Source organism: Paraburkholderia sp. J94, assembly GCF_905220285.1.
Classification (GTDB): Bacteria; Pseudomonadota; Gammaproteobacteria; order Burkholderiales; family Burkholderiaceae; genus Paraburkholderia; species Paraburkholderia tropica_A.
In genome coordinates this window covers 274798-296159 of sequence record NZ_CAJMZH010000002.1, presented here as the reverse complement: position 1 = coordinate 296159, position 21362 = coordinate 274798, and the positions used below count along the sequence as shown (strand labels likewise).

Below are 21362 nucleotides of genomic sequence, written 5' to 3'. Positions count from 1 at the left end.
CGGTTTGAGCGTCAAGGCCGCATGACGGGAAAAACTGAGAAACTTGCTGGGAGGCGGCATCAGCGTGTTCGGGGCTTCTCCGAGGAGCGAACTTCCGGGATTGACGAATTGAAATGGCGTGCGCGTGACCGTCGTCGATCAGACGGTTACGCGGCGTTCGAGCGGCGGGTGACTTGCGAAATACTTGCGAATGCCGTCGTAGATTGCATCGGCCATTTGCTGACGGTAAGCGGGATTCTGGAGTTTGAGTTCTTCATTCGGATTGCTGATGAATGCCGTCTCCACGAGAATCGACGGAATATCGGGCGCTTTCAATACCGCAAAGCCCGCTTGCTCCAGACCGTTGCCGTGAAGATGATTGATCTTGCCGAGCGATTCGCGAACGAGCGCGCCATATTTGAGCGAGTCGTTGATCTGCTGCGTCGTCGACATATCGAATAGCACCGGCGCGAGCGCATGATCGGCGCTCTTGATATCGAGTCCGCCGATGGCGTCGGACGCGTTTTCGCTTTGCGCGAGCCAGCGCGCGGCCGCGCTCGACGCGCCGTGTTCCGAAAGCGCGAACACCGACGAGCCCGACGCAGCAGGCGTGGTGAAAGCATCGGCGTGAATGGAGACGAACAGATCGGCGCGCGCGTGGCGCGCTTTGGTCACGCGCGTGCCGAGCGGCACGAAGAAGTCGTCGTCGCGCGTCATCATCGCGTCCATGTCGGGCGACGCGGCGATCTTCGCGCGCAGGCGCCGCGCGATATCGAGCACCACGTGCTTTTCATAGGTGCCGCCGCCGCCGATCGCGCCGGGATCTTCGCCGCCGTGGCCCGGATCGATGGCGACGATCAGCTTGCGTTGCGCGCCGCGCTCGGGCGTCGAAGCGGGCGCGTTGTGCGTGGCTTGTGTGGGTTGCGTGGATTCAGTGGCTCGTGCGGCGAGCGTGTCGAGTGCGTCCTGCGGTTTGCCGTCCGCCGGATAAAGATCGAGCATGAGCCGATACGCGTATTGGCCCGCAGGCGTGGTCGAAAACACTTTCGGCGTGACCGCGCCCTTGAGATCGAGCACGATGCGCACGACGTCGGGCGTGAATTGCCCCACACGAACGGCGCGAATATACGGATCGTTGGGATGCACGTTCGAAATCAGCGCGCGCAAAGCCTGATCGAGCGTGAGTCCTTGCAGGTCGACCACGAGGCGATTCGGCGAGCCGAGCTGGTGTTCCTGCACCTGCAACGGCTGCGTGGACTCGATCGTGACGCGCGTGTAATCGGTGGCGGGCCACACGCGCACGCCGCGTATCGTCGGCCGTGTATTGGCGAGCGCGAGTCCGGGATCAATGCCGACGAGCACCAGCGAGGCGCCGAGTTTCAGCAGACGTCGCCGTGCATAAGGATGGCGATTGCGCGGGTGCGGTTGCGGCATCGCAGCGGGCTTATGATTCGATTTCATGGCGGCGTCCTGTATTGGAGATTGAATAGCGCGAATGCCAGAACGATGCGCGCGGGAAGGGCTGGTAATGAGGGACCAGCTAATGCGGGCGTTTAAACTTTGCTGCCGAGCATGAGCTGAAGCGAATCCCACGCGCGGTCGAGCAAACCGGCTTGAGGCACGGCCCAAAGCGTTGCGAGCGGCACCTGGGTCAGCACCTTGCCCTGATCGAGAATGGTCACCGTGCCCACCTGTTCGCCGGCGCTCAGCGGCGCAATGAGCGGCGTATTCACCTTGATGCTCGACGTAATCTGGGCGCGCGTTCCGGCGGGAATCGTGGCCACGACATTCTGCGTCGGTGCAACGTCGACATTCAGACGCGTGCCTTTATAAACGCGCGCAAGCGATATCGCCTGGCCTGCGCGGAAGAACGGCACCGCATCGAATGCGTGATACGCGAAATTCAGCAGCTTGAGGCTGTCCGCTACGCGAGCGGGCTCCGTGGGCTCGCCCATGACGACGCTGATCACGCGTCGCGACGTGCCGGGTGCGCCTTCGACATCGCGATTCGCGCTGGCGATCAGGCAATAGCCGGCCGCCTGCGTGTGCCCGGTTTTCAGACCGTCCACGCTCGGGTCGAGCCAGAGCAGGCGGTTGCGATTCGGCTGGCGAATCCGGTCGTAGGTGAATGTCTTCGTCGAGAAGATCGGGTAATACTCGGGAAAGTCGCTGATGATATGCGCGGTCAGCGTGGCCAGGTCGCCCGCGCTCGTATAGTGCTGCGGACTGGGCATGCCGTTGACGTCGGAGAAATGCGTATGCGCCATGCCCAGGCTGGCGGCTTCGGCATTCATCATCTGCACGAATTGCGCCTGACTGCCGCCCACGAGTTCGGCCAGGGCAATCGCGGCGTCGTTGCCGGATTGCACGATCAAGCCATAGAGCAGGTCATGCACGCTCACGGGCTTGTTCGGCTCGATGAACATGCGCGACTCGTCGGTGCCGACGCTGCGCACCGCTTCGCCCGGCAGCACGGTCTGATCCATCGTGATGCGCTTCGCGTGCAGCGCCTGAAACACGAGATAGGTGGTCATCAGTTTGGTCAACGACGCGGGTTCGGCGCGCGCATCGGCATTCGACGACGCGAGAATCTGATCCGAACCGGCGTCCATCAATACCCACGCGCGCGCCTGAAGCGCGGGCGGCGCCACTTGCGCGGAGGCCTCGGCGCTCGTTAATGCGGTCAATGCAGTCAATGCGGTAATGAACGCGGCGCACACGGTACGGCGTGGAAAAGAAAACAGCGAGAGGCGGCAGGGCGTGCGGCGCATGATCGGGTGTAGATTGATTTGAATAATGAAAAGCGGCGGCTATCGAACGAACGAACAAACAAACGAACGATCGATCGATGGACTTGCGTTAGCTACGCTCATAACGCGAGTCGACTGCGGCCGCCGATGCAGCCGTCATGCGTGCCTTGATACGGCAGAGCGAAAGCCATTGCTGCGCCCAGACACCTTTTCCGTAATTGCGTCCGCGCTGTTCCGGCCGATCCAGTTGATCCGTAATACCGGTCGGTTCCACTGCGGTTTCCCAGGAAGCCGTGCGGAAAATCATGTCCCACCATGGAAACAGCACACCGAAATTGCAGCCATAGGCCGTGCCGGTATGGCCGTATTCCATGGCGTGATGGCGCCGATGAAACGACGGGCTCACGATGACGCGTTCGAGCCACCATCCATAAGGCAGGCGCGCATTCACGTGCTGGATCGCCTGCAAGGTATTGCTGACCGCGACCAGCACGACGAATTGCCCCGGCTGAACGCCAATAAACAAACCGACCACGGTAAAGAAAGCGGTTTGCACGATGTCGTCGACGAAATGATTGCGGTCGTCGTTCCAGAGCGACATCTGGCGCTGGCTGTGATGAACCGCATGCAGTTCCCACCAGATGCCGAACCGGTGTTGCCAGCGGTGATACCAGTAGCCGAGAAAATCGAGCACCACGAGATAAATCGCAAATGAAACGAGCGGCTGATCGGTCAGGCCGGGCGCGATCTCGTCGAGATTCACGGTCCAGATGTTTTTGACCGTCATCCACGTTTCCAGATGATTGATCGTGGGTTGGAGCCAGACGAAAAAGAGTGCATTGACGATGCCCAGTTTCGCGATCCACGTGTACCAGACGTCGGGCCACAAAGCGCGGCGCTGTTCCCATTGTTCGATCGGACGCCATGCCTCGAGCGGACGCAGAATCGCGAACGTCACTGCAATTTCGAGCACGCCGACCACCGCCCAATAAAGCGCGTCGTAGGCGTCTTCGTCGTAGTCCATCAAATGAAGATGGAACAGCAAGGGCTGGACGATGTAGATATAGGCGTCGGTTTGAAGCAAACCGACGAAGCGCTCAAATTCAAGGCCCATTCCTGTTCCTATTGCATGCAGCATCGTTCTTTCCTGCCAGTCTATCAATCAGGATTGGGCGCGTAGACCGGCGCGCGGTCGCCCATGAAAATGCCGTGCGGAGAACGGCCCACTTCGATCGTGGACACGAGCTTGCGCGTCGCGAGGTCGATCACGCCCACGTGGCGCGAGAAGCGGAACGTCACCCAGAGATGGCGGCGATCGGCTTGCAATTCCATGTCGTCGGGGCCGGGCATGAGGCCGGTGATATCGCCGGTATTGGTGAGCGTCTTGTAATCGAGAATGCTGATGGTGCTGTCGACGCGATTCGTGACGGCCACATGCGTGCCGTCGTCGAGCGAGCGGAAATTGTGCGCGCCACGTCCCGTATGAATCTTCTTGACGACGGTGTGCGTCTGCGTATCGACTACCGTCACGTCGTCTTCGCCCGTCATGCCGACCAGCAGAAAGCGGTTGCCCGGCACCATCCACAGGCCGGCTGGATCGTCGCCCACATGCACGCGCCAGAGTATCGTCTGCGTCGGCAGGTCGATGGCCGCGATCTCGCCGGATTCCTGCAACGAGACGAACACCGTCTTGTTGTCGAGCGAGAACGTCATGTGGCTGGGCATTTTGCGAATCGGCACGTGTTTCGCGAGCGAGAAATGCTCGCCGTCGTAGCGATAGATATCGACGCGATCGAGTCGAAGCCCGTTCGTAACGAACCATTTTCCATCTGGAGAAAAGCCGAGCTGATACGGATCTTCCATGTCCTGAAGCCAGCCGCGCACGGCGCCGGTGTGCGGATCGAGGAACATGAAATTGTCGGAAATGGAATTCGCGACGATCAGCGTTTTGCCATCGGGCGTGATCATCAGATGATGCGGTTCTTTACCCGCGGGCATGACCGCGACGACCTTGCGCGTCGCTTCGTCGATCAGATTGATCTTCGCCTCGCCGGAATCCAGCACGACCACGTTCTCGGCCATCGCGCCGGGAAGAACTCCCGCGAGCGCAATCAACAGGGTGAAATTGTATAAACAGCGAAAGCGCATCGAAATAAACTGGATGACGGTTGAAAGGCGCGGATGAAGCGTGGAGAATCAAGCGGCGTGCCGCGAAGTTGAGCGCGAATGTATCGGGAAAAAGCCGTGTATTCCAATTACTCGTTTTCATGAGTGAATGAACGACGCGAATAAATAGTACGCCTTTCCATCTTGATTGACGGAAAGGGTCGTTTTGTTGAAAAAATGCGACGTATTAACGTTTTCTTGAGACGCGGGCGTGTAGCATCGCCCGCGCGGAGAGCCGGTGTTCGACGATTTCAGTCGGTCTTTCTTATATTTATCTCGCCGACGAAATCAATCTAAATAATCGGTAATGCGCGTGCGTGAGAATGTTTATGGTTCGGCCGAAACCGTTTGCGCTGCGCCCGCTTCCATTCCGCTTCGATTGCGAAGAAAACGTTGCGGCGTTTCGCCCATCGCGCGCCGGAACATGGTGATGAAGGCGCTGGAATTGCGGTAGCCGAGTTCGGTCGCGATGGTCGAGACCGCCATGCCCTTGGCGAGCCGCGAAATCGATTCGACGAGACGCAGTCGCTGACGCCACTGGCCGAAGGTCAGCCCGGTCTCGTCCTTGAAGGCGCGCTCCAGCGTGCTTTCGCTCGCGCCCACGCGCATGCCCCAATCGTTGAGCGGCGTGTTGTCGGCGGGCGCGTCCATCAACTGGCCGCAGATCTGTTGCAGGCGTCGGTCCTTCGGCAGCGGCAGCAGACCCTCAGTGGCGAGTTGTGCCTCGCGCATCTCCTGGAGCAGCAGCGGGTCGATCAGCGTCGATCGGCGCTCGGGCTGGCCGTTCTGCTGATCGAGCACGAGTGCCGCCACCAGTTCGTGCAGCAGCGCCGAAATCATCAGCACGTGGCAGCGCGGCTCGTCGCGCGGCGCGACATCGACTTCGAAATAGACCGTGTACATCACCGTCGGGCTGACCGCCTGCAACTCGTGCGCGACCAGCGGCGCGATCCACAGACCCCGGTACGGGCCGAGCGTCCACGCGCCGTCGGGCGTGATCACGCGCAGCACGCCGCGCGTCGTGTAGACGAATTGCGGCTGCGTATGCGAGTGCCAGCTTTCGCTATCTCCGGTCTCAAAGTCATAGCGTTTGGCAATGACTGGGCGCTTGAGATAGCGCCGCTGCATGCCGTTAAAGCGTTGCCAGATCTCGGTCATTTTGTGAGTCGGGGAGAGAAATGCGGCGAAACCGTCAAATTTCGAAGGTTTCGCGCAGCTATTTGACAGGACGTCGGCGAAGTTCAGCCCGTATTCTATCCGTCGCGTGCCGCTTACGAATGACAATAGTAATGAGTCGTATTTGTATTGAGGCGAATCTTAAATTTTGAACAGGGCGCATGGGCATGAATCGGGGATGGGGCGGGGCGTTGTCGAACGACATGAATAACGAAACGGGTGAAGCGGAAGCGGGCGGCAACAGGCGGATCAGGCTGCGCACCATCACGGCGGTCGTGGCGCTGGCGATTGCGAAGATCGCCAGTGCGCAGACGGCCGCGCCCGTGGCAGCGTCGGATGCGTCGGCGACGCAAGCCGCGCAAGCTGCGCAGGCGGGCGAGCAAGGTCAGCAGCTTCCGGCCGTGATCGTGAAGGGCGCGGGCAGCGCGGAAACGGCCACCGGTCCGGTAGTCGGCTACGTGGCGAAGCGCAGCGAGACGGCGACCAAAAGCGACACGCCGATCATCAAGGTGCCGCAGGCGATCTCGGTCGTCACGCGCGACCAGATGGACGTGCAGGGCGCGCAGAGCGTGGCGCAGGCGCTGCGCTACACCTCGGGCATCAATCCCGAGCAGCGCGGCACCAACACCGACTCGCTCGAATATCTCTACGCGCGCGGTTTTCTCGTCGACGAATTCTGGAACGGGCTGCGCACGCCCGGCCCGAGCGGCGGCTTCGGCTACAACGTGACGAGCTTCGATCCGTACATGTTCGAGCGCATCGAACTGCTGCACGGCCCGGCTTCGGTGCTGTACGGCCAGGGCTCGCCAGGCGGCACGGTCAACCTCGTCAGCAAGATGCCGACCGAGACGCCGTATCACGAAGTGGGCGTGCAGACCGGCAGCTATGGCCGCATTCAGGGCTTCTTCGACATGAGCGGCCCGATCGACCAGGACGGCAAGGTGCTCTATCGCCTGACCGCCGACGGCTTCAACACCGGCACGCAGACCGATTACGTGAACCAGCAGCGCTTCTCGATCGCGCCGACCATCCAGTTCCGCCCGACCAAAGACACCACGTTCACGATCTTCGCGAACTATCAGTCGGACCCGGAAGCGGGCATCTACAACTCGGTGCCGTACACCTGGACGAGCCGCAGCGAATATCCGGGCGAGCCGACGTGGGACAGCTTCCGCAAGACGCAGGAATCGATCGGCTATCAACTGGAGCATCGCTTCAACGACGTGTGGTCGTTCAAGCAGAGCTATCGCTTCATGCGCAACACGCAGACGATCCAGTACGTGGGCAACGACGGCTTCAAGGCGGGCACGGACACGCTCGCGCGCACCGCGTATCTGAACTTCGGCAGCGTGAATTCGCATACCGTCGATAACCAGGTGAACGCGAAGTTCAACACGGGGCCGCTCAAGCACAACGTCACGTTCGGCCTCGATTATCAGAACATGCAGTTCGACCACTATTTCTATGGGGGTTCGGCGCCTGGGCTCGACGAAAGCAATCCGCTCTACGGCCAGACGATTCCGTATCCGACGACGATGTTCGCGACCTCGAACGCCACGACGATCAAGCAGTTGGGCGTCTACGCGCAGGATCAGATCGACATCGGCAAGTGGTCGTTCCTGTTCGGCGTGCGCGAAGACTGGGCCGACGAGGAGCAGACCTCGTACAAGACCGGCGCGACGACCGAGCAGTTCAACCGCGCCTTCACGTGGCGCGCGGGCGGCGTGTATCAGTTCGACAGCGGCATCGCGCCGTACTTCAGCTATTCGCGCTCGTTCCAGCCGCAGATGGGCACCACGTACACGGGCGAGGCGTTCGCGCCGCTCACGGCCGAACAGTACGAACTCGGCGTGAAGCTGCAGCCGAAGGGCTATAACAGCTTCGTCACGGTGTCGGCGTTTCATATCACCGAGAACAACGTCGCGACCAGCGATCCGCTCCACAGCGGCTCCAGCGTGCTGACGGGCCAGGTGCGCTCGCAGGGCTTCGAGGTGGAGGGCCACGCGAGCCTCTCCAACAACCTGCAGCTGATCGCGAGCTACACCTACACGAACCTGCTCAACACGAAAAGCAATACCGCGCTCGACAAGGTGCCGGTCGGCATTCCGCGCAACACGGCTTCGCTGTGGGCCGATTACACGATCTCGGCGGGACCGCTCGCGGGGCTGCTGTTCGGCGGGGGCGTGCGTTACATCGGCGGCTCGTATGGCGATACGGCGAATACGTTCATGACCTCGTCGGCGACGCTCGTCGATCTCTCGCTGCGCTACGACCTCGGCCGCCGCTTCTCGAGCCTGCAAGGCTGGACCACGTGGCTCAACGTGTCGAACCTGCTCGACCGCAAGTACTTCGCCTCGTGTATCGGCGCGAACTACTGCTACTGGGGCCAGGGCCGGCTGTTGACGGCAGGAGCGAAGTATCAGTGGTGATCGCGCTTGACCTTCTCGCAGGTCTGATCCGATGAAGCGTCGGACCTTGCTCGCCGCGCTGCTGGGCGGCTGTCTCCCTCTCGCGAGCCCCGGCGCGCGTGCCGGCGTGCCGCGCCGCGTGATCGTGCTCGACTGGGGGCTCGCAGAGCTGACGCTCGCGCTCGGCGTGGTGCCGGTGGGCATGGCGAACACGCCGGGTTTCCGGCGCAATTTCGCGGCCTGTCCGGTGCCCGATTCGGTGGTCGATCTGGGCCTGATGTTTCAGCCGAACATGGAGCTGATGCTCGCGCTCAGGCCGGATCTGATCGTCATCACGCCCGCGCATGCGTCGATGCGCGGCTCGCTCGAACGCCTCGCGCCGACCGTCACGCTCGGCCAGTTTCGCGCGAGCCCGACGCCGTACACGGGCGCCTGCGAGGAGACGTTGCGGCTCGCGCATCTTCTCGGCTGCGCGGCGCAGGGCGAGGCCGCCGTGGCGCAATCGCGGCGCGCCATCGCGGCGGCGCGCGCGCGGCTCGATGCGCTGCCTGCGTATGCAAAAAGCGCGGGCGGCGCGCCCATCTACATGACGCGCTTTATCGACGAATCGCGTCTGCGCGTGTTCGGCACGGCGAGTCTGTTCGGAGAACTGATGGTGCAACTGGGCTTGCGAAACGCGTGGGAGCACGCGGATCGCGCGTCCACGGCGATGATCGGCTTCGACGCGCTCGACGCCGATCCGCGCGCGACGCTCGTCTACGTGAGGCCGCTGCCTGCCATGACCGCGTCGATGATGCGGACGAGTCGCGTCTGGCAAGCGTTGCCGTTCGCACGCGCGGGGCGCATGACCGGCATGGCCGAGGTGCCGCCCGAGGGCGGCATCCTGAGCGCGGCGTATTTCGCGGATGCGTTAGTGGATGCGCTATCGACGCTGCCCGCGACGTCCACGGCGCAGACACAGGCCCAGGAGGCTGCATGAAGCCGGCCATCACCACGCCCTTCGCGCCGATGCGCCGCACGCCGCTCTGGCCGGTCTGCGCGTTGTTCGCGCTCGCTACGCTGCTGTTCGCGCTGCGTCTGGATGCGCGGCTCGCGCCCGCCTTCTGGTGGCATGCGCTCGTCGCGCCGTCCGATAACGATGTCGCGCAACTGCTGGTGCACTACAGCGATTTCCCGCGCGTGGCCGTCACGCTGTTATGCGGCGCGGCGCTCGGGCTCGCGGGCGTCGCGACCCAGCAGGTGCTGCGCAATCCGCTCGCCGAACCGATGACGCTCGGCGTCTTCTCGGGCGCGTGGCTGGCGCTCGCGCTCGCCACCGTCTACGCGCCGTTCCTGCTGACGGGCGGCCGCGATATCGTCGCGCTCGCGGGCGGCGCGGCGGCGCTGGCGGCCGTGTTCGCGCTGGCGGCGCGGCGCGGGATGTCGCCGCTCGCGCTGATCCTCGCGGGCATGATCGTCAATCTGTGCGGCGGCGCGTTCTGCCTCGCGCTGGCGATCTCGCACTACGACCTGCTGAGCGGCCTGCTCGTCTGGGGCGGCGGCTCGTTCGCGCAGCACGACTGGCGTGTGGCGCTCGCGCTCGCGCCGCGCTTCGCGGCCTGCGCGTTGCCCTTGCTGCTGTTGCTGCGTCCGATGGCCGTGTTCGATCTCGGCGAAACGGTCGCGTCGAGCCTCGGCGTGTCGATGCGCTTCACGCGCGGCCTCACGCTCGCGCTCACGCTGCTGATCGCCGCGTTCGTGGTGAGCGCGGTGGGCGTGATCGGCTTCGTCGGTTTGTCGGCGCCCGCGCTGGCGCGGCTTGCGGGCGCGCGCCGACTGCGCGAACGCGTGATCTGGTCGTCGCTGTTCGGCGCGGCGCTGCTCTGGCTCGCCGATCAATTCGCGCAACTCTGCACGGCGCGCTTCGGCATGGCGATGCCCACGGGCGCGATCACCACGCTGATCGGCGCGCCGCTGCTGCTGGCGATGCTGCGCCGTCTGCGCGGCCGTCCCGATCTCACGCAGACGTCCACGCCGCGCAGCACGCCGCTCTCGCCGCGCGGGCTGCGCGTCGTCGCGCTCGCGAGCGTGATCGCGCTGGCGCTGGTGGTGATCGTCTCGCTCACACTCGGACGCGGCCTCGCGGGCTGGCATCTGAGCGATGCGCGCGAGGCGGGTGCGCTGCTGTTCCTGCGCCTGCCGCATGTCGTGGCGGCGGCGGGCGTGGGCGTGCTGCTCGCGGTCTCGGGCGGCGTCGTGCAGCGCATGACCGGCAATCCGATGGCGAGCCCCGATCTGCTCGGCATGTCGGCGGGCGGCGCGCTCGGCCTGACTGGCGCGCTGTTCTTGACCGCGCATCCCGACCTGCCGACGCTGCTCGTCTGGTGCGCGGCCGGGTCGATGCTGACGCTGGGCGCGCTCGTGCTGATCGCGCGCGCCTCGTCGTTCGCGCCCGACACGCTGATCCTCGCAGGCATGACGCTGAGCGCCGCGTTCCAGGCCGTCTCCGTGATCGCGGTGTCGAGCGGCGATCCGCGCGTCATCGTGCTCTACAACCTGCTGGCGGGCTCGACTTACAACGTCGGCCCGGCGATGGCGGCGCTCGTGGCGGTCTGCGCGCTGGTCGCGCTGGCGGCCGTGCCGTTGTGCCGCCGCTGGCTGGAGATCCTGCCGCTCGGCGACGCGGTCTCGGTCGGTCTGGGCGTGCGCATCGGCGGGGCGCGCCTCGGCCTGCTGATGCTGAGCGCGCTGCTGAGCGCGGTGGCGACGCTCGTGATCGGGCCGCTCTCGTTCATCGGCCTGATGGCGCCGCACATGGCGCGCATGCTCGGCATCCGCCGCGCCATGCCCTTGCTGTTCGTGTCCGCCGCGTTCGGCGCGACGCTGATGATCGGCTCGGACTGGCTCGGCCGCTGGGTGCTGTTTCCGCAGGAAATGCCGGCCGGCGTGATGGCGACGCTGCTCGGCGGACTTTATCTGATCCTCACAATGTTCCGGCGACCGGCGCAAGATCGGCCCGGTGCATGACGCACTCTCCCAAGGAGTCTCATGTCTTTGCTTTTTAAGCTCGCGCGTCATGCGCGATGGACCTTGTTCGTTGCGCTAACAACGAGCCTGATCAGCGGCTTCGGCAACGCCGGACTGGTCGCGCTCATCAATCAGGCGCTCACGGCCTCCACGGCGCAGCTCGCGCAACTGGGCTGGCAGTTCGTCGTGCTCGGCGTGATCGTGCTGGTCACGCGCACGCTGTCGCAAACGCTGTTCATGGATCTCGGCCAGCGCGCCAAGGCGGACCTGCGCATGCAGACGATCCGGCGTCTCGGCGACGCGTCGTTCCGCCATCTGGAGCAGCAGGGCGCGGCGCGCTCGCTCGCCGTGCTCACGCAGGATCTCGATGCGATCGTGATGCTGTTCGTGCGCATGCCCGCGCTGGCGATGCAGAGCGCGGTGATCGTCGGCTGCCTCGCGTATCTGAGCGTGCTGTCGTGGCCGATCCTGCTGGTGGCGATCGTGACGATCGGCATCGGCGCGGCGGGCTTTCGCGTCGCCAATGGCCGCGCGCTGTTTCATCTGCGGGCGTCGCGCAAACGCGAGGACGATCTGGTGCGCCACTTCCGCGCGCTGTTCGACGGCGCCAAGGAACTGAAGCTGCATCGCCTGCGCCGCGCCGCCTTCATCGACGACACGCTCTCGCCGAACGTCGAAGCCGTGCGCGTGCAGCGCACGCGCGGCTACGTGCTCTACGCGGCGGCGGCGAGCTGGGGCAGCTTCATCCTGTTCGCGTTCATCGGCATCACGCTGTTCGTGGTCGCGCGGATTGTTCCGGTGAGCACGCACGTGATGTCGGGATACGCGATGGTGTTTCTCTACATGATCATGCCGATCGAGTCGCTGCTCACGGCGATCCCGAACATCAGCACCGCGCGCGTGGCGCTCGAACGCATCGAGGCCGTGAACGCCGAACTGCCGCTCGAAAGCGGGCTCGATGCGCCGGTCAAACGCGGTTTCGAGCACCTCGTGCTCGACGGCGTCACGCATCGCTATTTCCGCGAGAAAGAGAACGACGTCTTCACGCTCGGGCCGATCGACCTGAGCTTCACGCCCGGCGAACTGGTCTATCTGATCGGCGGCAACGGCAGCGGCAAGACCACGCTCGCGAAGATGATCGTCGGGCTCTATGCGCCCGAAAGCGGACGCATCGTCGTGGATGGCGTGCCCGTGAGCGAAGCGGATCGCGACAGCTACCGGCAGCTGTTTTCGGTGGTGTTCAGCGATTCTTTTCTGTTCGACAGTCTGCTCGGCCTGCGTATCGACGGGCTCGACGGGCTCGACGAGACCGCGCGCGAACTGCTCGTGCAACTGCAACTCGATCATAAGGTCCGTATCGAAGACGGCGCGTTTTCCACGCTCGAACTCTCGCAGGGACAGCGCAAGCGGCTTGCGCTGCTGGTCGCGTATCTGGAGGATCGGCCGTTCTATCTGTTCGACGAATGGGCCGCCGATCAGGACCCGCTGTTCAAGGACGTGTTCTATCGCACGCTGCTGCCCGAATTGAAGGCGAAGGGCAAGACCGTGCTGGTCATCACGCACGACGACCGCTATTTCCATCTCGCCGACCGCTATATCAAGCTCGATTACGGGCAGCTGGTGGAAATCGGTGCAGGCGCCGATCTGGGCGCGCGCGGGTTGGGGAGCGGCGACGCATATGCGAAGACGGCGTCGCGCTGATCGCGAATAGATAAGGATTGCCAATGAGTTTAACGACGATGAATTTTTCGCGCGACGAGACGGCGACCGAAGCGTCCGAACACGCGCCCGCGCTGTTCACGCTAGACGGCGTCTCGTTCGAGGCGGGCGGCCGCACGCTGCTCAAGCCCTTGTCGCTGACGCTCGCGCGGCGCAGCATGGTCGGCCTGATCGGCCACAACGGCTCGGGCAAATCGACGCTCGTGAAGCTGCTCGCGCGTCAGCAGCCGCCCGCCGCGGGCGCGATCACGTTCGCGGGCCGGCCGCTCGCGCAGTGGGAGAGCCGCGCGTTCGCGCGAAAGGTCGCGTATCTGCCGCAGCAACTGCCCGCCGCCGACGGCATGACCGTGCGCGAACTGGTGGCGCTCGGCCGCTATCCGTGGCACGGCGCGCTCGGCCGCTTCTCGCGCACCGACACGCAGAACGTGCTCGAAGCGATGGAGCAGACCGACGTGCTGCGCTTCGCCGATCGCGCCGTCGACAGCCTCTCGGGCGGCGAGCGCCAGCGCGTCTGGCTCGCGATGCTGGTCGCGCAGGACAGCGATTGCCTGCTGCTCGACGAGCCGATTTCCGCGCTCGATATCGCGCATCAAATCGAGGTGCTCGCGCTGGTGCGGCGCTTGAGCGAGGAGCGGGGCATCGGCGTGGTGGTGGTGCTGCACGACATCAACATGGCGGGGCGCTTCTGCGACGAACTCATCGCGCTCAAGGGCGGCAGCCTGCTCGCGCACGGGCCGTCCGCCGAGCTGATGCGCGCCGAGACGCTCAGCGCGATCTACGGCATTCCGATGGGCACGGTCGCGCATCCGCACGGCGGCATGCCGATCAGTTTCGCGCATTGACGCGCTGCTCGCCGTGCGTTTGCACTACGCTTGAAGTTCGCCCGAAGTTCGTCCGAAGTTCGTCCTCGGTCCGCTTGACGCCACCATGCCCGACGCCACCACGATGACACGCGACTCCGCAGCAGGCCGTTTCCTCACGGGCGCGCTCTGCGCCGTTTTGCTCGCCGCGTGCGCGCAGTCCGGCGGCGAACGCAACGCGCTCGCGCCGCACGAACCCTATCGCGTGGACATCCGCCGCACCGCCGACGGCATCCCGCATCTGCGCGCCGACGACTGGGGCAGCCTGGGCTACGGCGCGGGCTACGTGCAGGCGCAGGACAATCTCTGCACGCTCGCCGACGCCTTCGTGACGTTTCGCGGCGAGCGCTCCGCGCAGTTCGGCGCCGAGGCGCGTCCGCCCGCGGCGGCGTCGTTCGGGCAGCCGCACAATCTCGACGCCGACTTCTTCTTCCGCTTCGTCGCGGGCGACGACGCCGTGGCGCGCTTTCGCAACGCGCAGACGCCGCGCACGCGCGCACTCGTGGAAGGCTACGCGGCGGGCTACGACCGCTATCTCGACGATTGGCGCGCGGGCCGCTTCGCCGGGGCGCATGCCGCCTGTTCGAACGCCGCGTGGCTGCGCCCGATCGACGCCGACGATGTCTATCGTCGTCTGATTGCGGCGACGCTGGCGGGCGGCGAGGCGCGCTTCGTCGAGTCCATCGTGCACGCGAGGCCGCCGCAAGCCGCGCGCGGCGCGGAAACGAGCACGGACGCAGACACAAACACATCAGCGTCAATCGACATCGCACCGACGCGCTTCGAAATCGACCAGCGCGCGGGCATCGGCAGCAATGCGATGGCGTTCGGTGCGGCGCACACGCGCGAGGGCGCGAGCCTGCTGTTCGGCAATCCGCACTGGTTCTGGCAGGGCCCCGACCGCTTCTACGAAGCGCAGCTGACGATTCCTGGCCAGCTCGACGTGGCGGGCGCCGCGTTTCTCGGCGTGCCGGTGGTGATGATCGGTTTCAACGACCACATCGCATGGACGCACACCGTTTCGCAGGCGCGCCGCTTCGGCATCTTCCAGCTCGCGCTGGTGCCGGGCGCGCCGACGCACTATCTCGTCGACGGCCATGACGAAGCCATGCAGGCCGTGCCGATCACGGTGCGGGTGCGCGGCGCGGACGGCACGCTCACGAACGTGACGCGCACGCTCTACCGCTCACGATTCGGACCCCTGATCAATCTATCGACGATGTCGCCCGCGCTCGCGTGGAATGCACAGCACGCCTTCGCGCTGCGCGACGTCAACGCCGACAACCCACGCGTGTTCGAAAACTTCCTCGCGTGGGGCAGCGCCGCTTCGCTCGACGACTTCATCGCGATCCAGAAGCGCTACGCGGCGATGCCGTGGGTCAACACCTTCGCGATCGGGCGCGGCGATCCGCGCGTCTGGTTCGCCGATATCGGCGCGATGCCGGGCGTCGACGACGCGCTCGCGCAAGCCTGCACGCCGCCGCTGGGCCGCGCGTTCGACGCGAAGGCGCCGGGCGTGCCGTTCCTCGACGGCTCGACAAGCGCCTGCGAATGGCGGAGCGCGGCGGGCGCGCCGCAAGCGTACACGTTGGGCGTGGCGCAGATGCCGTCGCTCGCGCGCGACGACTACGTCGGCAATTTCAACGGCAGCTATTGGCTCACGAATCCCGCCGCGCCGCTCACGGGCTTCGCGCGCGTGGCGGGGCTGACCGGCACGCCGCAGACGCTGCGCACGCGGCTCGGCCACGCACTCGCCGCGCAATGGCTGGCCGCGCCGGGCGGTGTCACGCGCGCGGCGCTGGAGCAGGGCGCGCTGGCGAGCCGATCGATGTCGGAAGAACTGCTGCGGCGTCCGGTGCTCGACGCGCTCTGCAAAGGCGACGCGCCGGCCACATCGAATCAGGCCGACGATGCCGATGTCGCGCAGGCCTGCAAGGTGCTCGCGAACTGGGACGGCACCGCGCGACGCGACGCGCGCGGCGCGAATCTCTGGGACGAGTTCTGGACCCGCGCGAACCAATTGCCCGCCGACAAGCTCTATCGCGTGCCCTTCGATCCGGCCGCGCCGCTCACCACGCCGAGCGGCCTGAACAGCGGCGACGCCGAGACCGTCGCCGCGCTGCGCCACGCGCTCGCCGAATCCGTGCGCGCGCTGCGCGGCTTCGGCTTCGCGGCCGATTCGACGCGCGGCCAGTTGCTCTACACGCAGCGCGGCGCGGCGCGCGTGCCGCTCTACGGCGGTTGCAGCGACACCGGCTATCTCACCGTGGTCTGCGCGCAGCATCCGCTCGATGCGGGCGGCTACGCGATGGATGGCGGCGGCCACGGCGACAGCTATGTGCAGGTCGTGAGCTTCGGCCCGCAAGGCGTGAACGCCGACACGATGCTCGCGCACTCGCTCTCCGACGATCCCGCTTCGCCGCACTACAGCGACGCGACGCGCGCGTTCGCGAGCGGCACCTGGCAGCGGTTTCGCTTCACCGGGCGCGAGATCGAGACCGATCCGGCCTTGTCGACGACGACGCTGGAAGCGCCGCCCGTACCCGCGCGCTGATCGGCGAAATCGCCCTGACCATCGCAGGGTGACTCACCGGGTGACTTCAAGTAAATGAGAATCATTGCTATTATGGAGGGGATCAAGACGAGCAATTCGGACGCGGATGCCTGCGAGGGTGAATGGACATGGTGGCGACGGATCTGAACTGGGTAAGCCTGTGCGACGAGCACGGCAGGGTGGTTCGGGAGTTGGGGCGCGCACAGCGGCGCGCGTCGGCCGTCATCGTCGAGCAGGCGAAGCGCATCGCGGCGCTGGAGGCCCAGGCGATGCAGCTGCGGGCCGCCGTGGTGATCCGCGAAACCGCGCTCGCCTGGACGCGCGATGAACTCCAGGACGTGAAAGCGGCCGTCACCGGGCTGCCGAAGCGGCTCGCGCTGGTGCAGCAGGTGCGCGTGCTCGAAGCCCGGGTGCAGGCGCTGACGCGCGGGGCATCGGGCGCGGCGTCCGCAACTGGGTCCGCCGGGCGAAGACGCGTCGTCGTGTGGATCAGTCAGGATCGGCAAGTCGCCGCCGACACTGCGGACACCGCCGATCTCGCGGATACCACTGATAGCGCCTCTTCCACGCACACCGAACGCGCGCTCGCGCAAAGCGGCGTGCGCCTGTTCCGCACGCACGCCGCGAGCGCGGAGCAACTGAAGGCCGGACTCGCGGACGCCGATCTGGTGATCTGCCAGGCGGGATGCGTGAGTCACGGCGACTGGTGGCGCGTTCAGGACTACTGCGCGCGCACCGGCAAGCAATGCGTGCTGGTCGCGCAACCCGACGCGCTCGACCGCGTCACGATGTCCAGAAACCCGGCATCGGCCGATAGCGCCGACTAGCCCGTTCCAGAAATTTGATCTCAATCAATACAGACCTCGGAATCCTGATTAAAGGTTCCGGGTGCGCGGCGCGCGGCCGGATTTTGCCCCGCCGCGATCGTATGATTGCCGCCCGCGCGTACGCGCGCGCGCCTGTGCGCTCCGTGCTGGCGGCCCGCTTATTATTATTAATCGAGGTAATTCGACCTATGACTGCACCTGTCCAGCCTATTCCGCCAGGTGACCCGTTGCCGCATCGCAAGATCCTGCGTTCGTGGCTGGTTTCGCTCTCAGGACGCACGACGGCGTATCCCATCGTCCTGCTGCTGATCGACTACGCCATCTTCGCCGCGCTGATCGCGCTCGTGGTGTTCGCGCACAGCCTCCTGCTCAAGTTCGCCGGCGCGCTGCTCATGGGCTTCGTCATCGGGCGTCTGTTCATCATCGGGCACGATGCCTGTCACCAGAGTCTCACGCCGCGACGCGGGCTCAACAAATGGCTGGGCCGCATCGCGTTCCTGCCGTCGCTGACGCCGTACAGCCTCTGGGAAGTCGGCCACAACGTCGTGCATCACGGCTACACGAACCTCAAGGGTTTCGACTTCATCTGGGCGCCGCTGAGCCTCGACGAATTCCGCGCGCTGTCGCGTCCGCGCCGCATGCTGGAGCGCATCTATCGCAGCGGCTGGGGGCCGGGCCTGTACTACATGGTCGAGATCTGGTGGCGCAAGATGTTCTTCCCGACGAAGACCGCCATGCCGACGCGCCGCCCCGTGTTCTTCCGCGACTGCTGGCTCGTCAGCGTGTTCGCCGTGCTCTGGATCGGCGGGCTGGTCGCGGCCGCGCTCGCGACCGGGCAATCGGTGCTGGTGCTGCTGCTGTTCGGCTTCGTGGTGCCGTTCCTGTTCTGGTGCTCGATGATCGGCTTCGTCGTCTATGTTCACCATACGCACGAGCGCGTGCGCTGGTACGACGACCGCACGGCGTGGGCGAATGCGCAGCCGTTCATCTCGACCACCGTGCATCTGACGTTCCGCTGGCATTTCGGCGCGCTGATGCATCACATCATGGAGCACACCGCGCACCATCTGGACATGAGCATTCCGCTGTACCGGCTCGAAGAAGCGCAAGCGACGCTCGAAACGCTGCTGCCCGAGCGCATCGTGATCCAGCCGTTTTCGTGGCGCTGGTATTTCTCGACCGCGCAGCACTGCAAGCTCTACGATTTCAGCGCGGGACACTGGACCGACTACAACGGCCGCGCGTAGTCGTGACCGGATGAAAAGCGGGCGCGGGCCATCATGGCACGCGCCCGCTTTTTGCACTTTCAGGCTGCATTCAGGCCATATTCAAAGCGCGTTCAATCCTCGCTGAGTTCGCGCGCAATCCTCGCTGAGTCCGCGCTCAAACTCCACTCAGACCCGGCAGCGCAACGCCGAACGTCTGCAGCAGTAACACTCCGTTCAACACCAGAATGACGCCCGTGGCGGCGATGGCCGCGATATCGGTCAGGCGGCTGTTGACGAATTCACCCATGATGTCGCGGCGTCGCGTGAAGCACACGAGCGCCACCATCGGCACCGGCAGCGCGAACGACAGCACGACCTGGCTGACGATCAGCGCCTGCGTCGCGTTCACGCCGAGCGCCACGACGACGAAGGCAGGCGCCATCGTCACGAGGCGGCGCAGCCAGACCGGAATGCGAAAGCCGACGAAGCCCTGCATGATCATCTGGCCCGCCATCGTGCCGACGACCGAACTGGACACGCCCGAGCAGAGCAGCGAAACGAGGAACAACGTGGCCGCGCCCGCGCCGAGCAGAGGCGTCAGCGTGCGATACGCGGTGCCGATTTCGGCCACGTCGCTGTGGCCCGAGTGAAACGCGGCGCTCGCCATGATCACCATCGCCATGTTGACGAGCCCGGCGATCGACAGCGCCACGATCACTTCGAGATTCGAAAAACGCACGAGCAGACGGCGCTCGCGCGCATCGCCGACGGTGATGCGGTCCTGCGTGAGTCCCGAGTGCAGATAGATCGCGTGCGGCATCACCGTGGCGCCGACGATGCCCGCTGCGAGGACGAGCGCGCCGCCGCCCGGCATCGACGGCAGCAGCGCATGGCGCGCGACTTCGCCCCACGCGACGGGCGCGATGAACATCTCCGCGAGATAGCAGAGGCCGATCACGGCGACGAGCGCGCCGATGGCGATCTCCATCGGCCGGAAGCCGTTTTTCTCGACCAGCAGGATGGCGTAGGTGACGATGGCCGTGATCGTCATGCCCGCGATCAGCGGCAGATTGCAGAGCAGCGCGAGCGCGATCGCGCCGCCGAGGAATTCGGCGAGGTCGGTGGCCATGGCCGCGATTTCGCTCGCGACCCACATCGCGTGGACGGCGGGGCGCGGGAACTGCTCGCGGCACAGTTCGGCGAGATTGCGGCCCGTGACGATGCCGAGTTTGGCCGACAAGGCCTGAAACAGCATCGCCACCAGATTGGCCGCGAGCACGACCCAGAGCAGCGCGTAGCCGTAGCCTGCGCCGGCCTGGATGTTGGTCGCGAAGTTGCCTGGGTCCATGTAGGCGATCGAGGCGATCACCGCCGGGCCCGCGAACAGCAGCAGCGAACGCGGTCCGCGCGGGCCGCCTGCGAGCACTTCGCGGATTGCTGTCGTGGCCCGTCCGGTGAGCGTGCCGCTGTCTGTCGCCGTGTTCATCGCGCCTCCCGCATGACGCCGCGCGTCACGCGCATGTTCGTTGCCTGATGCGGGGCGTCAGCCGCGTGCGGTTTGACGTGCGGCGTCGTATCGGCGGGCCACTTCCGGCCAGTCGATGACGTTGTAGAACGCGCCGATGTATTCGGGACGCCGGTTCTGGTACTTGAGGTAATAGGCGTGCTCCCAGACGTCGAGGCCGAGAATCGGCGTGTTGCCCGACATCAGCCCGGCCATTAGCGGACTGTCCTGATTGCCCGTGCTTTCCACGACGAGCTTGCCCGCGCCGTTCACGCTGAGCCACGCCCAGCCGCTGCCGAAGCGCGTGAGCGCGGCTTTCGTGAAGGCGTCCTTGAACGCTTCGAAGCCGCCCAGATCGGCGTCGATCGCGGCGGCGAGCGCGCCATCGGGCGTGCCGCCGCCGCGCGGCGACATCACGGTCCAGAACAGGCTGTGATTGGCATGGCCGCCGCCGTTGTTGCGCACGGCGGGGCGCAGCGCCTCGGGCAGCGACTCGATGCGCGCAATCAGCGTGTCGACGGGCAGATCGCGAAACTCGGTGCCTTCGAGCGCGGCGTTGAGATTGTTGACGTAGGTCTGATGGTGCTTCGAGTGGTGAATCTCCATCGTGCGGGTATCGATGTGCGGTTCGAGCGCGTCGACCGCATACGGCAAATCCGGCAAAACATAGGACATCGAAACACTCCTTGCGGGCTGGCCGAAGCGGCGCAGCAAAAAGTTCAGTGGCGGGATTTAGTGGCGGGATTCAGTGCCGCGTGGGGCCGTCGACGTTCAACGCGAGGCAGGCGCGGCGCAGCACAGCGGTGACGAGCGGATGCGGGCCGTGGCTCGCCACATGGGCGATCAGCGCGAGGTGCGTGGCGCGGCTCTGGCGCAACGCGGCCTGGCGCAGCGGGGCCGCGCACGCGGGATCGGCGATCAGCGCGATGAGCGCCTCGTGCGCCTCGCAGCGATAGCGGACGGCGGCGTCGGCGTCGCCTTGTTCGGCGTGCAGATCGGCGAGGTTATGGCAGGAAACGACGAGGGCCGCGACGCACGCCTCGGCGCGCGCGGGCGGCGGGTCGGCGAGCAGCTGGTGCGCGATCGAGAGCGCTTCCTCGTGGCTGGCGAGCGAGGCCATCGCGCCGGTTTCGCGCGCGGCGGCCAGCGCCTCGCGCGTGACGGCTTCCCAGCGGGACAGGCTCAAGTCCCGTGCTGGCGGATGG

15 protein-coding genes and 1 pseudogene are annotated in these 21362 nt (G+C 65.5%); 8 read left to right on the top strand and 8 right to left on the bottom strand.

The annotated features are described in order from the left end of the window. Nucleotides 1–138: 138 nt before the first annotated feature. From U4Y88_RS04635 to U4Y88_RS04615, 5 genes are all read right to left on the bottom strand, one after another. On the bottom strand, nucleotides 139–1440 hold the full coding sequence (locus U4Y88_RS04635) for an N-acetylmuramoyl-L-alanine amidase (RefSeq protein ID WP_321782555.1): 1302 nt from the start codon (nucleotides 1438–1440) through the stop codon (nucleotides 139–141). A 92-nt stretch (nucleotides 1441–1532) separates the two neighbouring features. Then, on the bottom strand, nucleotides 1533–2750 hold the full coding sequence (locus tag U4Y88_RS04630) for a D-alanyl-D-alanine carboxypeptidase family protein (protein WP_321782553.1): 1218 nt from the start codon (nucleotides 2748–2750) through the stop codon (nucleotides 1533–1535). An 88-nt stretch (nucleotides 2751–2838) separates the two neighbouring features. Continuing rightward, entirely contained in the window at nucleotides 2839–3867 is a 1029-nt protein-coding gene (locus U4Y88_RS04625) for a sterol desaturase family protein (protein ID WP_415774391.1), read from the bottom strand. A 20-nt stretch (nucleotides 3868–3887) separates the two neighbouring features. Then, a complete protein-coding gene (locus U4Y88_RS04620; protein ID WP_224009118.1) occupies nucleotides 3888–4877 on the bottom strand; it encodes a beta-propeller fold lactonase family protein in 990 nt (329 codons plus the stop codon). A gap of 345 nt (nucleotides 4878–5222) precedes the next feature. Beyond that, nucleotides 5223–6053 carry an AraC family transcriptional regulator gene (locus U4Y88_RS04615; RefSeq protein ID WP_224009116.1) on the bottom strand — a complete coding sequence of 277 codons (831 nt, stop codon included), beginning with the start codon at nucleotides 6051–6053 and terminating at the stop codon, nucleotides 5223–5225. A gap of 221 nt (nucleotides 6054–6274) precedes the next feature. On the opposite strand from U4Y88_RS04615, the gene U4Y88_RS04610 reads away from it, so the two are divergent. From U4Y88_RS04610 to U4Y88_RS04575, 8 genes and pseudogenes are all read left to right on the top strand, one after another. Further along, nucleotides 6275–8500 (top strand): TonB-dependent siderophore receptor, encoded by a 2226-nt coding sequence (locus U4Y88_RS04610; protein WP_321782549.1) that lies wholly within the window; start codon nucleotides 6275–6277, stop codon nucleotides 8498–8500. 31 nt (nucleotides 8501–8531) lie between these two features. Next, entirely contained in the window at nucleotides 8532–9458 is a 927-nt protein-coding gene (locus U4Y88_RS04605) for an ABC transporter substrate-binding protein (RefSeq protein WP_321782547.1), read from the top strand. Next, the gene (fhuB, locus tag U4Y88_RS04600) at nucleotides 9455–11485 is read left to right on the top strand and encodes a Fe(3+)-hydroxamate ABC transporter permease FhuB (protein ID WP_321782545.1); all 2031 of its coding nucleotides are present in this window, start codon (nucleotides 9455–9457) and stop codon (nucleotides 11483–11485) included. Before U4Y88_RS04605 ends, fhuB begins: the two co-directional genes overlap by 4 nt. Nucleotides 11486–11494: 9 nt before the next feature. Next, nucleotides 11495–13186 (top strand): annotated as a pseudogene (locus tag U4Y88_RS04595) (cyclic peptide export ABC transporter); the annotation flags it as partial. 38 nt (nucleotides 13187–13224) lie between these two features. Beyond that, a complete protein-coding gene (locus tag U4Y88_RS04590) occupies nucleotides 13225–14046 on the top strand; it encodes an ATP-binding cassette domain-containing protein (RefSeq protein WP_321782971.1) in 822 nt (273 codons plus the stop codon). 85 nt (nucleotides 14047–14131) lie between these two features. Then, a complete protein-coding gene (locus tag U4Y88_RS04585; RefSeq protein WP_321782543.1) occupies nucleotides 14132–16618 on the top strand; it encodes a penicillin acylase family protein in 2487 nt (828 codons plus the stop codon). Between the two features lie 122 nt (nucleotides 16619–16740). Continuing rightward, nucleotides 16741–17445, top strand: coding sequence for a DUF2325 domain-containing protein (locus U4Y88_RS04580; protein ID WP_321782541.1), 705 nt, complete (start codon nucleotides 16741–16743; stop codon nucleotides 17443–17445). A gap of 188 nt (nucleotides 17446–17633) precedes the next feature. Further along, nucleotides 17634–18692, top strand: coding sequence for a fatty acid desaturase (locus U4Y88_RS04575; RefSeq protein ID WP_224009101.1), 1059 nt, complete (start codon nucleotides 17634–17636; stop codon nucleotides 18690–18692). A 136-nt stretch (nucleotides 18693–18828) separates the two neighbouring features. Here U4Y88_RS04575 and U4Y88_RS04570 read toward each other — a convergent pair whose 3' ends face one another. The 3 genes from U4Y88_RS04570 to U4Y88_RS04560 form a co-directional block, all read right to left on the bottom strand. Beyond that, the gene (locus tag U4Y88_RS04570) at nucleotides 18829–20139 is read right to left on the bottom strand and encodes an Nramp family divalent metal transporter (protein WP_321782539.1); all 1311 of its coding nucleotides are present in this window, start codon (nucleotides 20137–20139) and stop codon (nucleotides 18829–18831) included. Between the two features lie 57 nt (nucleotides 20140–20196). Next, on the bottom strand, nucleotides 20197–20832 hold the full coding sequence (locus U4Y88_RS04565; RefSeq protein WP_310633589.1) for a superoxide dismutase: 636 nt from the start codon (nucleotides 20830–20832) through the stop codon (nucleotides 20197–20199). A gap of 70 nt (nucleotides 20833–20902) precedes the next feature. Beyond that, entirely contained in the window at nucleotides 20903–21343 is a 441-nt protein-coding gene (locus U4Y88_RS04560) for a DUF2753 family protein (protein WP_321782537.1), read from the bottom strand. Nucleotides 21344–21362 lie beyond the last annotated feature (19 nt).

Excerpts from the sequence above, each read along its gene's own strand:
- U4Y88_RS04635 (WP_321782555.1), bottom strand. The coding sequence starts at position 1,440 with ATGAAATCGAATCATAAGCCCGCTGCGATGCCGCAACCGCACCCGCGC.
- U4Y88_RS04565 (WP_310633589.1), bottom strand. The coding sequence starts at position 20,832 with ATGTCCTATGTTTTGCCGGATTTGCCGTATGCGGTCGACGCGCTCGAA.
- U4Y88_RS04615 (WP_224009116.1), bottom strand. The coding sequence starts at position 6,053 with ATGACCGAGATCTGGCAACGCTTTAACGGCATGCAGCGGCGCTATCTC.
- U4Y88_RS04580 (WP_321782541.1), top strand. The coding sequence starts at position 16,741 with ATGGACATGGTGGCGACGGATCTGAACTGGGTAAGCCTGTGCGACGAG.
- U4Y88_RS04625 (WP_415774391.1), bottom strand. The coding sequence starts at position 3,867 with ATGCTGCATGCAATAGGAACAGGAATGGGCCTTGAATTTGAGCGCTTC.
- U4Y88_RS04575 (WP_224009101.1), top strand. The coding sequence starts at position 17,634 with ATGACTGCACCTGTCCAGCCTATTCCGCCAGGTGACCCGTTGCCGCAT.
- U4Y88_RS04570 (WP_321782539.1), bottom strand. The coding sequence starts at position 20,139 with ATGAACACGGCGACAGACAGCGGCACGCTCACCGGACGGGCCACGACA.
- U4Y88_RS04590 (WP_321782971.1), top strand. The coding sequence starts at position 13,225 with ATGAATTTTTCGCGCGACGAGACGGCGACCGAAGCGTCCGAACACGCG.
- U4Y88_RS04620 (WP_224009118.1), bottom strand. The coding sequence starts at position 4,877 with ATGCGCTTTCGCTGTTTATACAATTTCACCCTGTTGATTGCGCTCGCG.
- U4Y88_RS04605 (WP_321782547.1), top strand. The coding sequence starts at position 8,532 with ATGAAGCGTCGGACCTTGCTCGCCGCGCTGCTGGGCGGCTGTCTCCCT.
- U4Y88_RS04585 (WP_321782543.1), top strand. The coding sequence starts at position 14,132 with ATGCCCGACGCCACCACGATGACACGCGACTCCGCAGCAGGCCGTTTC.
- U4Y88_RS04630 (WP_321782553.1), bottom strand. The coding sequence starts at position 2,750 with ATGCGCCGCACGCCCTGCCGCCTCTCGCTGTTTTCTTTTCCACGCCGT.
- fhuB (WP_321782545.1), top strand. The coding sequence starts at position 9,455 with ATGAAGCCGGCCATCACCACGCCCTTCGCGCCGATGCGCCGCACGCCG.
- U4Y88_RS04610 (WP_321782549.1), top strand. The coding sequence starts at position 6,275 with ATGAATAACGAAACGGGTGAAGCGGAAGCGGGCGGCAACAGGCGGATC.